Raw genomic sequence first — 14,671 nt, forward strand, 5'->3', positions numbered from 1 at the left:
AGACCCGGATTAGCCGGCCGAAGCAGCAAAGGCGCAGCGGAGGCCGGCCCCGGGGAGCCCCGCCAGGATATTAGGAGACATGCAATGACCGCCTCGTTTGAACCAGCAGAGTTGACCGCCGAGCAGCAGGCCGCAGCGCTGGAACTTGAATGGTCCGCCAACCCGCGCTGGGAGGGCGTCACCCGCGATTACTCGGCCACCGACGTCGTCCGCCTCCGCGGCCGCGTCTCCGAAGAGCACACCCTGGCCCGCCGCGGTTCGGAAAAGCTCTGGAAGCAGCTCACCGAAGAAGCACCCAACGGCGGCTACACCAACGCCCTCGGTGCCCTGACCGGCAACCAGGCCGTGCAGCAGGTCAAGGCCGGGCTCCGCGCCATCTACCTCTCCGGTTGGCAGGTTGCCGCTGACGCGAACCTTTCCGGCCACACGTACCCGGACCAGTCGCTGTACCCGGCCAACTCGGTCCCCCAGGTTGTCCGCCGCATCAACAACGCCCTGCTCCGTGCCGACCAGATCGAGTACGCCGAGGGCGTCAAGACCGTTGAGGACTGGCTGGTCCCGATCGTCGCCGACGCCGAAGCCGGCTTTGGTGGTCCGCTGAACGCCTACGAACTCATGAAGTCCATGATCACCGCCGGCGCCTCGGGCGTTCACTGGGAAGACCAGCTCGCCTCCGAAAAGAAGTGCGGCCACCTCGGAGGCAAGGTCCTGATCCCCACCCAGCAGCACATCCGGACTCTCAACGCCGCCCGCCTGGCAGCCGACGTCGCCGGCACCCCCACCGTCGTCATCGCCCGCACCGACGCCGAGGCAGCAACGCTGATCACCTCCGACGTTGACGAGCGCGACCAGGAATTCATCACAGGCGAACGTACCGCCGAGGGCTTCTACAAGGTCCGCAACGGCATCGAACCCTGCATCGCCCGCGCCAAGGCCTACGCACCCTACTCGGACCTCATCTGGATGGAAACGGGCACCCCGGACCTGGAACTGGCCCGCAAGTTCGCCGAAGCCGTCAAGGCCGAGTTCCCGGACCAGATGCTTTCCTACAACTGCTCGCCGTCCTTCAACTGGCGCAAGCACCTGGACGACGCCACCATCGCCAAGTTCCAGCGCGAACTCGGCGCCATGGGCTTCACGTTCCAGTTCATCACCCTGGCCGGATTCCACGCCCTGAACTACTCGATGTTCGACCTCGCCCACGGATACGCCCGTGAAGGCATGAGCGCCTACGTCGAGCTCCAGGAAAAGGAATTCGCCTCCGAATCACGCGGCTACACCGCCACCAAGCACCAACGCGAAGTCGGCACCGGCTACTTCGACGACATCGCCACCGCGCTCAACCCGAACGCGTCCACCCTCGCCTTGGTCGGATCGACCGAAGAAGGCCAATTCCACTAACCAACACGCCCCCAGTGAGTTTCCGCTCACCGGAAGGCACGACGGCGGGACTCACCCGAGCATGACCGCAGCGGCTTGGAGGGGGAACCCGGAAGCGTGCGTAAAAGGGGCCCTGTCCCGGTCGCCGGCCGAGCCCAGCGAGGCCAAGCGGCCGGGATGGCGAATAGCACGCGGAGGGTTTCCCCTCCAAGCCCAACCGACTCAGCCGAGTGCCGCCGTCGAACATTTACTTCTCATAGGAGAGATTGAAATGAACAGCTTCACCGACAACTTCACTATTAACGGCATCACGTTGACCGCGCAGCCCATTTCGCGGCAGAACGAGGTCCTCACTCCCGACGCCCTCGAGTTCGTCGGGAAGCTGCACCGGGCGGTCGCCGATCGGCGGCAGGAGCTGATGCAGGCGCGGCACGCCCGGCGCAACCAGATCTCCAGTGGCCAGGACCCGCGCTTCCTGCCGGAGACCGAGGGCATCCGGAATGACCCGTCGTGGCGGGTGGCTCCCCCGGCCCCGGGTTTGGAGGATCGCCGCGTGGAGATCACCGGTCCGGTTGATAAGAAGATGACCATCAACGCCCTGAACTCCGGTGCGAAGGTGTGGCTGGCGGACATGGAAGACTCGTCCACGCCGACGTGGCGCAACGTGATCCAAGGCCAGCTGAACCTGACCGATGCCCTGGAGCGCCGGATCGACTTCACCTCCCCGGAGGGCAAGGAGTACAAGCTCAAGGCCGCCGAGGAACTGCCCACCATCGTGGTCCGTCCCCGTGGCTGGCATCTGCCGGAGAAGCACATGCTGATCGACGGCAAGCCGATCGCCGGCGGCGTCGTGGACTTCGGCCTCTACTTCTTCCACAACGCCCGCCGCCTGCTGGCCCAGGGCAAGGGACCATACTTCTACCTGCCCAAGATCGAGAATCACCTCGAAGCCCGGCTCTGGAACGACATCTTCATCCTCGCCCAGGACCTGCTCGGCATCCCGCAGGGCACCATCCGTGCAACCGTGCTGATCGAAACCATCACGGCCGCGTTCGAGATGGAAGAGATCCTCTACGAACTGCGCGACCACGCTTCCGGCCTGAACGCAGGACGCTGGGACTACATCTTCTCCCTGATCAAGAACTTCCGCACCCGCGGGCCGCGTTTCGTCCTGCCGGACCGCGGCCAGGTGACAATGACCCAGCCGTTCATGCGCGCCTACACCGAGCAACTGGTCCGTGCCTGCCACCGCCGTGGTGCCATGGCCATCGGCGGGATGGCAGCCGCCGTCCCCAACCGCAAGGACGAGGCAGCCAACGCCGCATCCTTCGAGAAGGTCCGGGCCGACAAGACCCGCGAAGCCAACGACGGATTCGACGGCTCCTGGGTGGCCCACCCGGACCTGGTGCCGGTGTGCCGCGAAGTCTTCGACTCAGTACTCGGTGACAAGCCGAACCAGTTGGACCGCAGCCGCGAGGACGTCACCCCGGACGACCGCGCCCTGATCGACATCGCCAGCACGGAAGGCTCGATCACCGAGGCCGGCATCCGCCTGAACATCGAAGTCGGTATCCGCTACATCGAGTCCTGGCTCCGGGGCAACGGCGCAGTGGCCATCCACAACCTCATGGAAGACGCCGCCACCGCGGAGATCTCCCGTTCCCAGCTGTGGCAGTGGATCCACTCCCACGCGATCACCGAGCACGGCGATATCATCACCCGTGCATGGGTCGAAGACATGCTGGACGAGGAATTCGCCCGTCTGGAGCGCTTCGACGGTGACCGCTTCGCCGATGCCCGCAGCATCTTTGAGGAAGTCACCCTCACGGAGGAGTTCCCGACGTTCCTGACCATCCCTGCCTACGCCCGCTTCCTCACCGAAGCCAAGGAAGAGGCAACCGAAGAAGAACTCGTGGCCGCCTGACCCGCGGCACGTCAAGCCCCGCGACACCACGCCGCGGACACATAGCCCCGACGCTGGGCTGCCTGCACTCTTCGCAACAAGTGACCCCGAAGGCCGGGGAGGCAGCCCGGCACCGGGGCTTTTCCGCACCCAACTGAGTCGCACTTAAGCGCGTTTACACCGTTCATAACGCGCTTAAATGCGACCCAGTTGGGTAGGCACGACGGCGGCAGTCACCAACGCCGGCGGCGCACCTCCCCCACGGCGCATCTCCCCCACGGCTCACCTTCCCCACGGCTCACCTTCCCGCGCAGCTACCTTCCTTGGCGGGCCACCCAGCGCACGGACAACGTAGTGCACACACAGAACGTAAGCACAGAACCGAGGATCACCAGCAGCGGCACGGTCCAGCCAAGGGAGACGTCGTGCACGTAGCCGACGATCGTCGGGGCCAAAGCAGCGAAACAGTAGCCCACGCCCTGCACCACGGCCGACATTTTGCCTGCCGATGCCTGATCCCGCGCGAACTTGATGACGGCGATGAAGATGACCGTGATGCCACCACCCTGCGCGATCCCGCCCAAGGATGACCATAGCCACCAGAAGTCAGGGGCCAACAACAAGCCGACGGGAACCGTCAACCACAACGCGCTCAAGGTGACCGCCACCGTCGTCGTACCTGAAAAGCGTGCCAGGAGCGGCACGCCCAAGCCGCCCATGATCGCGAAGATCTGGAAAAGCGAGGACCCGGCACCGGCTTCGGCGGTTCCCATGGCGAGTTCGTCGGAAAGGAAGCTCGGCAGCCAAGCGGTAACGCCGTAGTACGAGAAGGCTTGCCCGGCGAAACCGAGCGTGAGCCCGGCAGTCAGCCAACCCACGCCCGCGGACTTCCCTGCTGCGGAGCGATCAACAGCAGGTACGGCTGCAGGAACGAAGGCTTGACGAGCTCCCACCGTCGGGACCCAGAACAGGATCGCGGCCATTGCCAGCACGGCACTGGCAGCAAGGGAGAGGCGCCATCCCACGAGCTCTGCGAGCGGAGCGGTGGCCACGGAGGTGAGGAAGGAACCGATGTTCAGGGCGGCGGTGTACACGCCCATTGCCGTAGCTTGCCGCCTCGGCGCGAAATCCCGCCGGATGATCAAGGGCACCGCGATGTTGCCGATGGTGATGGCAACACCGATCAGGACGGTGCCCGCCATGACCGGCACACCGCCTCCACTGGAGCGGATTATCACGCCCAAGAGCACGCCAAGCAGCGTGAGCATCACGGCGAACTCGGCGCCCAACCTGCGACCGGCGAAGGACGCAAGGGGTGAGGCGAGCGAGAAGCACAGCACCGGAATCCCAGTCAGCAGCCCAAGCTCAACTGCGGAGAAGCCGAGGTCCTGCTGCAAGGAATCCACCACCGGCGCCACGGCCACGAACGGCCCCCGCATGTTGAGTGCGATGAGCCCAATGCATGCGAGGATCAGCCAGCCGCGGGGAACTTTCGCGAGGAACTGGCTCATGGGGTGGGACGGGACGTGGCAGGAAGCGTTTTCATCACTTTCATTGCTATCACGCCACCGACCCGCCACGAGCCATAAGTCGGTCTTAGCCGGTCGCTTGGAGCGTGGCTTCGATCACTGCCGGCGAAAGAACATGCTGGGTAACCATCTGGCTGGCACCCAGGATCGCGGCGCGGTCGCCCGCCATGGAGATTCCGATGCGCAAGTGCGTGGTAGCCAACGGCAGCGAGCGCCGGTAAACCACCTCGCGTATACCGGCCACGAGGTGCTCGCCCGCTTCGCCCACGCTTCCGCCGATGATGATCATGGACGGGTTGAGCAGGTTGACCACTGTGGCCAGCACGTCGCCAACGTCGCGGCCTGCCTGCCGCAGCGCCTGGATGGCCTGCAGGTTTCCCTCGCCTACGAGCCGCAGGACGTCCGCTCCTGTGCTGGCTTCCAGCCCTTGCGCTTTGAGTTGCCGCGCGACGGCGGGACCTGAGGCGAGCGCTTCAAGGCACCCATGGTTGCCGCAACGGCAGAGGACGTCGTCGCCGCGGGGCACACGGACGTGCCCGAGGTCGCCGGCCGTGCCATTGGCGCCTCGTTGGAGTTCGCCGCTGCTGATGATGCCCGCGCCAATGCCGGTGGCGACTTTGACGAAGAGAAAATTGTCGTGCTCCGGCCAATACGCGGTCCGTTCGCCGAGCGCCATGATGTTGACGTCGTTGTCCACCAGGACCGGAACCGGCAATGACCGCTGGACGTATGGCACGACGTCGAATCCGTCCCAGCCGGGCATGATCGGCGGCTTGACGGGCCGGCCACTGACGTGTTCAACGGGTCCGGGGAGGCCGATGCCCATGCCTGCGAGGTCGCCGATTTCGCGGCCGGCTTCCTTGAGCAATTCTTTGCCGGCAGCGATCACGCGCCCCAGCACAACGTCCGGCCCGTCGGCGACTTCCTGCGCGAGGCGGCGCTCGGCGAGGATACTGCCGCCAAGGTCGGTGACGGCAACAATCACGTGGGTCGCGCCGACGTCGACCGCCAGCACCACGCGCGCGGCCGGGTTGAAGGCAAAGCGCGACGGCGGCCTGCCGCCACTGGAGCTCGCCTCACCGGCGGGCCCCACCAGCCCGGAACTGATGAGCGCGTCGATGCGGGAGGCGACCGTGGAGCGTGCGAGTCCCGTGGTCACGGCCAGTTCAGCGCGCGTGCGCGCCTGCCCATCCCGGAGAAGCTGAAAGAGGTCGCCGGCACGCGAGAGGCTCCCGGCCTCCTGTTGGGAGGCCTCGTTGGCAGCCTGGTTTCCGGGTCCTGAACTCATGTCATTAGTGAAGCACGATTGGTTATGCCTGTCATGCGGCAGAAGTTTGTCGGCAACATTCCAACTTTTGCTTGACGATCGACAAAAGTCCCCTTAGGTTGTGATGAGCAGCACATCAGGCCGCTCGATGCGATGTATCAACCGCGTAAATCACCCCTCTACCGCCAATGACGAGGAGAGACAGTGTCATACTCGATCCAGCTCTACACAGTCCGAAAGGCCCTCGAACAGGACCTTCCAGGGACAATCCAGCGACTAGCGGACATCGGCTTCACCATGGTGGAGCCCTACCGCTTTGTCGCCAAGGCCGCCGAGCTCAAGCAGGCTCTGGCCGAGAACAACCTCACTGCCCCTTCAGGTCACGCTCCCCTGCTCAGCGACGACCAGGACGCCATCTTTGCCGCGGCGCAGGAGCTGGGCATCGGCACCGTCATCGACCCCCATGTTCCGATTGACCGCTGGAACACCATCGAAGACATCAGGGCAACCGCCGAACAGCTGAATGCTGCAGCCGCGAAAGGCTCCACCTACGGCGTGAAGGTCGGCTACCACAACCACTGGTGGGAAGTTGAGTCAGTGATTGAGGGCAAGACGGCGATCGAGCACCTTGCCGACCACCTCGATCGCGAAGTGGTCCTGGAACTCGACACGTATTGGGCAGCCGTTGGCGGCCAGAACCCTGCCGAACTCCTCGCCCGCCTCGGCGACCGGGTGAAGTTCATCCACATCAAGGACGGTCCCGTCACCCCGGATCCATCCAGCCAACTGGCTGTCGGCGACGGCAGCATGCCCATCTGGGACGTGCTGGGCGCCGCCCGCTCCCTCGAAGCAGCCGTCGTCGAACTGGACGACTTCCAGGGCGACATGTTCGACGCCGTGAAAGACAGCTACAAGTTCCTCACCGCCGGAAAGGTCACCGCATGAGCCACGCAGCAGACAACGTCTTTGGGCCTCTGGGATCGGGACCTGTCGGGGTCGGCATCATCGGCGCAGGCGTCATCAGCAAGCAATACCTGGACAACCTCACAAGCTTTCCGGACGTGCGCGTCGTCGCAATCGGTGACCTCTTCGAGGAGGCCGCGGCCGCGCGGGCCGCAGAGTATGGAATCGCCAACCATGGTGGCGTCGACGCCGTCCTCGGGAACCCCGACGTCGAAATTGTCATCAACCTCACCATCCCGGCAGCACATGTTGAAGTTGCCACCCAGGCAGTGAACGCAGGCAAGCACGTCTGGAGCGAAAAGCCGTTCTCCTTGGATCGGGAAAGCGGCCTTGGCCTGCTCAAAGCGGCAGATGCCGCCGGCGTGCGTCTTGGCTGTGCGCCGGACACGTTTCTCGGAGCGGGCCTGCAAACTGCCCGCCGCATGATCGAGCGCGGCGACATCGGTACCCCGCTGACCGCTTTGACCCTGCTGCAGTCGCCGGGCCCGGAGTCGTGGCACCCCAATCCGGCGTTCCTCTTCCAGGACGGTGCCGGCCCGCTCTTCGACATCGGCCCGTACTACCTCACCACGCTGGTACAGACGTTCGGCAGCATCCGGCGCGTGGCTGCGTTCGGTTCAAAGTCGCGTGAGAGCCGCATCATCGGCTCCGGCCCCAAGGCAGGGGAAAGTTTCGACGTCACGGTCCCCACCCATGTGAGTTCCATCCTGCAGTTCGAGAACGGCGAATCGGCCCAAAGCATCTTCAGCTTTGACTCGCCGCTCAAGCGCGCGGGCTTTGTGGAGATCACCGGAACCGACGCCACCATCGCTTTGCCGGATCCGAACAACTTCGACGGCGATATCCGCATTTGCGCCCTCGGCTCGGACGATTGGACGGTTGTCCCGTCGGTAGGGTCTACAGCCAGCCGCGGCGCGGGAGTCCTCGAGATGGCGCGGGCGATCCGCGAGGGCCGCCCACACCGCGCACAGGGTGAGTTGGCGTTCCACATCCTTGACACCATGGCTTCGATCTCGGAGTCCATCGACAACCGTGCCTTTGTGGATGTCGAAAGTTCAGCGTCCAAGGTCCCGGCACTGCCCGAGGACTGGGACCCCACGGCAGCAACCCTGTCCTAGCCCCCGGCAACAGTGCCAGCTCGACGACGAGGAAACCGGAGCACCATGAAAAATCCACTGAAAGCATTTTCAGCATTTGCCGCCACGGCAGCAGTAGCCCTTAGCCTCAGCGCGTGTGGAGGCGGGGGCAGCCCCCAGGCATCCAGCGACACCATTACCTACTGGGCTTCCGACCAAGGGAACAGCCTGGATGACACAGCCGCCAAGTTGAAGCCTACGCTGGACCGCTTCACCGAAAAGACCGGCGTGAAAGTGCAGCTGGAAGTCATCAGCTGGACTGACCTCTACAACCGCATCCTCACCGCCGTCACCAGCGGAGATGGACCCGATGTCCTGAATATCGGAAACACATGGGCTGTCACCCTCCAGGAAACCGGCGCCTTTGAACCGGTGGAAGGGGAGCTGCTGGAAGCGGTTGGCGGCAAGGATCGCTTCCTGCAGACCAGCTGGTCCACGGGTGGAGCAGAGGGCAAGACCCCCACATCCATCCCGCTCTACGGCCTGGCGTACAACATGTATTACAACACCAAGATGTTCCAGGAAGCCGGGATCGAGAAGGCACCCGCAACCTGGGACGAGTTCGTCGCCGCGGCCAAAAAGCTCACCAAGGACACCAACGGTGACGGCAAGCCGGACCAGTGGGGCTTCACCGCCGCAGGAGCCTCCGTTTCAGCCAACTCCCACCAGGCGTTCGTCCGTGGCCTCCAAAACGGTGGCACGCTGTTCGACGCCGATGGAAAGCCGACCTTTGACAGCGATCCCCAAGTGGAGGGCGTCAAGCAGTTCGTCGACCTGATGGCCACGCACAAGGTGATGTCGCCGTCGGACGCTGAACTTAGCCAGGGAAGCCAGAAGGTGGATAACGTCATCAACGGCAAGGCGGCCATGATGTTCGACCAAAGCCCGCTGAAGAACTTCGCCGCCCGCGACTTCAAGGACTGGGGCGTGGCCCCCATCCCCATGATGACGGCGGACGCAACCGGAGATAAGGCCACGCAAAGCCACGTGGCCGGCATCAACCTCAGCGTCTTCAAGAACAGCGACAACAAGGCGAATGCCATCAAGCTGGCAGCTTTCCTGACCAGTGACGAAGAACAGGTCGCCCTCAACAAGGCGTACTCCTCCCTCCCGGTAGTGACCGCGGCGTCCAGCGATGCTGCGTTCCAGACGGAAGAGGTCAAAGCCAAGAATGACGCATTGGCCAACCACTCCCTGCCCATGCCGCTGATCGCCAAGGAAGGACAGATGGAAACCCTCACGGGTACGGCCATCAAGAACCTCTTTGCCAAGGCAGCCACCGGAACTGTTTCCGAAGACGACATCCGGGCGGCCCTCAAGGACGCCAACAACCAGATGGCCGCGGCCCAGTAACCAGGCCCTGAGAGTGGGGGCGCCACGTCAAAGCGACGCCCCCACTCCGGCAAAGGAGTTTCCATGTCACATTCAGCACTGGACAGGTCGCATTCAGCAGTGGAAAGCGGCCCCGCCGCCAGCACCCCTGCGGTGGATCCCGGCCCCGGCCATCCGAAGGCCGCCTCCGCACCACCGGTCCGCAAACGTCGCCGTTCGTTCCTTCCCTACGGCCTGATCGCCCCCGCCGCCGTCCTTGAACTACTGATTCACATCGGGCCCATGGTGCTCGGCGTCTGGATCGCCTTCATCTCCCTGACGCAGCTCAACCTGACCAACTGGCTCAACGCCCCGTTCGTCGGATTGCAGAACTTTATCAACGGCCTCAACCCGGACAGCACCATCGGACAGGCTTTCTTCAGCACCGTTGGCAGGACCCTTGGCTATACCGTCCTGGTTGTCGGGTTTTCCTGGGTGCTTGGCATGGCCGGTGCCGTCTTCCTGTCCTCCAATTTCAAGGGCCGGGCGCTCCTCCGCACGTTCTTCCTTGTTCCGTATGCCCTTCCGGCCTACGTCGGAACCATCGCCTGGGCCTTCATGTTCAACCAGCGCGATGGTGCCGTGAACCAGATCCTGGTGGACACGTTCCGGCTCTTCGGCGACGAGCGGCCGTTCTGGCTGCTGGGCGAGAACTCCTTTGGCGCGATGGTCGTGGTGAACGTCTGGCAACTCTGGCCCTTCGCTTTCCTCATGCTGATGGCAGCCCTGCAGAACGTTCCCAACGATGTCTACGAGGCCGCAGCCATCGACGGCGCAACCCTCTGGCAGCAGTTCAGAAGTATCACCCTGCCGATGGTCCGCCCGGCAAACGGCGTGCTGCTCATGGTGATGTCGCTCTGGACCTTCAACCAGTTCAACGTTCCCTTTGTCCTTTTCGGAGCGTCGTCCCCGAAGGAAGCCACCCTCATTTCCCCGCTGATCTACCAAAACTCGTTCGGAAGCTGGAACTTCGGCCTCGGTGGCGCCATGAGCGTCCTGCTCCTGATCGCACTGTTCATAGCCTCCGTCTTCTACATCCGCATGGTGCTGCCCAAGGGAGCCGACAATGATTGAGACCCGCAACTTCCGGATTCTGCGGAACATCGTCCTGACAGTCCTGTCGCTCTGGGTAGCGATTCCGCTCTTCGTGGTGGTCTCAACATCGTTGAAACCGCTCAAGGACGTCTCCGGGCTGTTCCAATGGATTCCCCGCGAAATCACGCTCTCCCCCTACGTGGACATCTGGACAACGGTTCCCTTGGCCAAGTACTTCCAGAACAGCCTCATCATCACCGTGTGCGCCACTGTCTGTTCCGTGACAGTAGCCGTCCTGGCGGCCTATGCGATCGCCCGGCTACCGTTCAAGGGCAAGCGTGCCTTCAGCCTGACGGTCCTATCCACCCAGATGTTCCCGGGCATCCTGTTCCTCCTGCCGCTCTACCTCATCTTCACGCAGATCCGGAACATGACCGGCCTCCAGCTACAGGGCTCCTACCTGGGCCTCATCATCACCTACATGACCTTCACGCTGCCTTTCGCGATCTGGATGTTGAGCGGCTACTTCGCCTCCATCCCGAAGGAACTGGAAGAGGCCTCGATGATTGACGGCACCGGCCGGATGGGAGCCCTGTTCCGGGTGATCCTTCCCGTTGCCAAGCCCGGCATCATCGCCGTTGCTGTCTACTCCTTCATCTCTGCCTGGGGTGAAGTTCTGTTCGCTTCCGTCCTCACCAACGAGGCCACCAAGACGTTGTCCTTGGGCTTAAAGGCCTACGCCAGTGAGTCGGACGTCTTCTGGAACCAACTCATGGCTGCATCCGTGGTGGTCAGCCTGCCCGTGCTCATCGGGTTCATCCTGGTCCAAAAACATTTGGTGGCAGGCCTGTCCTCAGGGGCGGTCAAGTAGGTTCACTGTTAAGTACAAGCACCATAAGTACAAGCACCACTGTCCTGCTGACGGCCACCACCGCAAAGGAAAGCAATGACGTATTCACTCCAGCTCTACACCGTCCGAAACGCCTTGCAGGAAGACCTGCCGGGAACCATCAAGAAGGTCGCCGATATAGGCTTCAGCCAGGTTGAGCCGTACAACTTCGTAGCCACGGCTTCCGAGCTCGGCGCAGCATTGAAGGAGAACGGGCTCGCGGCCCCTTCAGGGCATGCCCCCCTGTTGTCCGCCGATCAGGACCAGATCTTCGCTGCGGCCAAGGAACTGGGCATCGCAACCGTCATTGATCCCTATCTCCCTGCAGAGCATTGGCAGTCCGCCGAGGACATCCGGGCCACGGCAGCCAAGCTTAACGCCGCGGCAAAGAAGGGCGCCGAGTATGGCATTCGTGTGGGTTACCACAACCACGCGTGGGAACTGGAGTCCACTATCGAGGGCACCACGGCCTTGGAGTACCTCGAGTCCCTCTTGGACCCTGAGCTGGTCCTGGAAGTGGACACCTATTGGGCGGCTTTTGGCGGGCAGGACCCCGTGGAGTTGCTGGAACGCCTGGGTGGCCGCGTAAAGCTCATCCACATCAAGGACGGCCCGGGCACTGCCGACACCAAGGCCCAACTGCCTGCCGGAAAGGGCACCATACCGGTACTGGACGTCATCGCCGCGGCGAAATCCTTGGAAGTTGGCGTGGTGGAATTCGACGACTACTCCGGCGACATCTTCGAAGGCATCACCGAGAGCCTGCGGTACCTGACCGCTGCAGCCAGCGTCCAGGCCGCAGAAGGACACCTTTCCAAAGAGGCACAAGCATGAGCTTTTCCCCATCCCAGCGCAAGGGTCCAGTCGGCGTCGCCGTCATCGGCGCAGGCAATATCAGCAAGCAGTACCTGGACAACCTCACAGTCTTCCCGGACCTGAAGGTCCACGTGATCGCGGACCTCTTCGTCGAGACCGCAGAGGCCCGGGCCAAGGAATACGGCATCGCCGAGTGGGGTGCGCCAGAGCTGGCACTGAACCATCCCGACGTCGAAATCATCGTTAACCTGACCATCCCGGCGGCGCACGTCGAGGTGGCCACGGCCGCGGTGAACGCCGGCAAGCACGTCTGGACCGAGAAGCCATTCTCGCTGGACCGCGAATCCGGGCTGGGCTTGCTGAAAGTTGCAGATGCGGCGGGGATCCGCCTTGGCACCGCCCCGGACACCTTCCTCGGTGCCGGCCTGCAGACGGCACGCAGGATCATCGAGCGCGGCGACATCGGTACCCCGCTCACCGGCATGACCACGTTCCAGACCCCCGGTCCTGAGTCCTGGCACCCGAACCCGGCGTTCCTGTTCCAGCATGGTGCCGGCCCCTTGTTCGACATGGGCCCGTACTACCTCACCGCGCTGGTCCAGACCTTTGGCTCGGTCCGCAAGGTGGCAGCGGTCGGCTCTGCCGCGAAGAAGACCCGCGTGATCGGTTCCGGTCCGAAGGCAGGCGAGGAGTTCGCCGTCGAGGTCCCCACGCACGTGTCCGCCATGGCACAGTTCGAAGGCGGGCAGTCCTCACACAGCGTGTTCAGCTTCGAGTCCCCACGCCAGAGGATGGGGTTTGTCGAGATCACCGGCACGGAAGCCACGCTCTCGCTGCCGGATCCGAACTACTTCGACGGCGAGGTGAGGCTGTGGCGGCCCGGCGCGGAAGAACCGGAAATCATAGCCGCGTCCGGCCCCGCCCAAGGCCGCGGCCTGGGTGTGCTGGACATGGCCCGGGCACTGCGCGCCGGCGAACCGCACCGAGCCACCGGCGACCTCGCTTACCACGTCCTGGACACGATGGTCTCGATCGCCGAGTCCGTCGAATCAGGCACGTTCGTGGACGTGACCAGCAACGCCCCCGCTTCGGCAGCAGTCCCTGAGGACTGGGCACCGGAATCCGCCACTCTCTAGAATCAGCGAGGAAACTACCATGACCACCCCTGCCCGGACAGGCAACAATCAGGGATCGAAGCGGCCTTCACCAGAGGACCGACCAGCACCCTCGCCGGCATCGCGCCCACTGGGCGTGGCCGCCATCGGTTACGCGTTCATGGGGAAAGCCCACTCGAATGCGTGGCGGAATGTGGCCGGCTACTTCGACGTCCCGGCCTTCGAGCAGAAAGTACTCGTAGGCCGGAACGCCGAATCCGTTGCCGAAGCGGCAGCCAAGTACGGCTGGGCCGAATCAGCAACGGACTGGAGAAGCGTCATTGAACGGGACGACATCGACATCATCGACATCTGCGCCCCGGGTTGGATGCACGCCGAAATCGCCATCGCCGCGCTCGAAGCCGGAAAGCACGTGCTCGTCGAAAAGCCCCTGGCCAATACCCTGGCCGAAGCCGAGGGCATGACCGCAGCCGCGACCGCTGCAAGACAGCGCGGCGTCCAGTCAATGATCGGCTTCAACTACCGCCGGGTCCCCGCCCTGGCCCTGGCCAAGGAACTGATCGCCGAAGGCCGGCTCGGCACCGTACGGCACATCCGCGCCGCGTACCTGCAGGACTGGCTCTCCGACGCCGGGTCCCCCATGACCTGGCGGCTGCGCAAGGAAACCGCCGGTTCCGGCGCGCTCGGTGACATCGCCTCGCACGCGATCGACCAAGTCCTCTATCTGCTCGGCGACTCCGTTACAGAAGTAACCGGCCGCCTGCACACCTTCGTGGACCAGCGCCCCGGCCCTGACGGTCCGGAGCCGGTAACCGTCGACGACGCCGCTTGGGCAACGCTGACCCTCGCCTCCGGAGCAATCGCCTCTGTTGAAGTCAGCAGGGTGGCAACCGGCCAGAAGAACTCGCTCAAGCTGGAAATATACGGCGACAAAGGCACCATCCTCTTCGACCTCGAGGCCCTGAACGAGCTCGGCTTCATGGATGCAACCGTTCCTGTCCGGGAGCAGGGCTTCCGCAGGATCCTGGTCAACGAACCCGAACACCCCTATCTCGAGGCGTGGTGGCCGCAAGGGCACATTATCGGTTGGGAACACACCTTCACCCACCAGATCCGCGACTTCCTGTTGGCTATCCGCGATGGAAGCCAGCCGTCGCCGTCGTTTGAAGAGGGCCTCACCGTCCAGCACATCCTGGCTGGCATCGAAGAATCTGCCGCCGCAAAGAGCTCACTGATCCAACTGCAGACCCACACCGAAGGAGCCTGA

The 14,671-nt window shown here is 63.7% G+C and carries 12 protein-coding genes; 10 read left to right on the forward strand and 2 right to left on the reverse strand.

From position 1 onward, the window contains the following. The first annotated feature begins 84 nt into the window (after positions 1-84). Positions 85-1,401 (forward strand): isocitrate lyase, encoded by a 1,317-nt coding sequence (aceA, locus tag AB0N65_RS00480; protein ID WP_364156182.1) that lies wholly within the window; start codon positions 85-87, stop codon positions 1,399-1,401. 250 nt (positions 1,402-1,651) lie between these two features. Continuing rightward, positions 1,652-3,304 (forward strand): malate synthase A, encoded by a 1,653-nt coding sequence (aceB, locus tag AB0N65_RS00485; RefSeq protein WP_364156184.1) that lies wholly within the window; start codon positions 1,652-1,654, stop codon positions 3,302-3,304. A 293-nt stretch (positions 3,305-3,597) separates the two neighbouring features. Here the strand turns inward: aceB and AB0N65_RS00490 are convergent, their stop codons facing one another. Both AB0N65_RS00490 and AB0N65_RS00495 read right to left on the reverse strand, forming a co-directional pair. After that, entirely contained in the window at positions 3,598-4,794 is a 1,197-nt protein-coding gene (locus AB0N65_RS00490; protein WP_364156186.1) for an MFS transporter, read from the reverse strand. Between the two features lie 85 nt (positions 4,795-4,879). Continuing rightward, positions 4,880-6,100, reverse strand: coding sequence for an ROK family transcriptional regulator (locus AB0N65_RS00495; protein ID WP_364156188.1), 1,221 nt, complete (start codon positions 6,098-6,100; stop codon positions 4,880-4,882). Between the two features lie 183 nt (positions 6,101-6,283). On the opposite strand from AB0N65_RS00495, the gene AB0N65_RS00500 reads away from it, so the two are divergent. The 8 genes from AB0N65_RS00500 (at position 6,284) to AB0N65_RS00535 (ending at position 14,671) form a co-directional block, all read left to right on the forward strand. Then, positions 6,284-7,024, forward strand: coding sequence for a sugar phosphate isomerase/epimerase (locus AB0N65_RS00500; protein WP_364156190.1), 741 nt, complete (start codon positions 6,284-6,286; stop codon positions 7,022-7,024). Then, positions 7,021-8,160: a Gfo/Idh/MocA family oxidoreductase gene (locus tag AB0N65_RS00505; protein ID WP_364156192.1), complete on the forward strand. Its 1,140-nt coding sequence runs from the start codon at positions 7,021-7,023 to the stop codon at positions 8,158-8,160. Before AB0N65_RS00500 ends, AB0N65_RS00505 begins: the two co-directional genes overlap by 4 nt. Positions 8,161-8,205: 45 nt before the next feature. After that, positions 8,206-9,531 (forward strand): sugar ABC transporter substrate-binding protein, encoded by a 1,326-nt coding sequence (locus AB0N65_RS00510; RefSeq protein ID WP_364156194.1) that lies wholly within the window; start codon positions 8,206-8,208, stop codon positions 9,529-9,531. Between the two features lie 63 nt (positions 9,532-9,594). Further along, complete coding sequence (locus AB0N65_RS00515; RefSeq protein WP_364156197.1) at positions 9,595-10,623, forward strand: sugar ABC transporter permease; 1,029 nt, start codon at positions 9,595-9,597, stop codon at positions 10,621-10,623. Then, the gene (locus AB0N65_RS00520) at positions 10,616-11,455 is read left to right on the forward strand and encodes a carbohydrate ABC transporter permease (RefSeq protein ID WP_364156200.1); all 840 of its coding nucleotides are present in this window, start codon (positions 10,616-10,618) and stop codon (positions 11,453-11,455) included. Before AB0N65_RS00515 ends, AB0N65_RS00520 begins: the two co-directional genes overlap by 8 nt. A gap of 75 nt (positions 11,456-11,530) precedes the next feature. Beyond that, positions 11,531-12,307, forward strand: a complete 777-nt coding sequence (locus AB0N65_RS00525; protein WP_364156202.1) for a sugar phosphate isomerase/epimerase — start codon at positions 11,531-11,533, stop codon at positions 12,305-12,307. Further along, on the forward strand, positions 12,304-13,425 hold the full coding sequence (locus AB0N65_RS00530; RefSeq protein WP_364156205.1) for a Gfo/Idh/MocA family oxidoreductase: 1,122 nt from the start codon (positions 12,304-12,306) through the stop codon (positions 13,423-13,425). The genes AB0N65_RS00525 and AB0N65_RS00530 overlap by 4 nt, the downstream gene beginning before the upstream one ends. A 19-nt stretch (positions 13,426-13,444) precedes the next feature. Continuing rightward, positions 13,445-14,671 (forward strand): Gfo/Idh/MocA family oxidoreductase, encoded by a 1,227-nt coding sequence (locus AB0N65_RS00535; RefSeq protein ID WP_364156208.1) that lies wholly within the window; start codon positions 13,445-13,447, stop codon positions 14,669-14,671.

Source organism: Paenarthrobacter sp. NPDC089322, assembly GCF_040684895.1.
GTDB lineage: Bacteria > Actinomycetota > Actinomycetes > Actinomycetales > Micrococcaceae > Arthrobacter.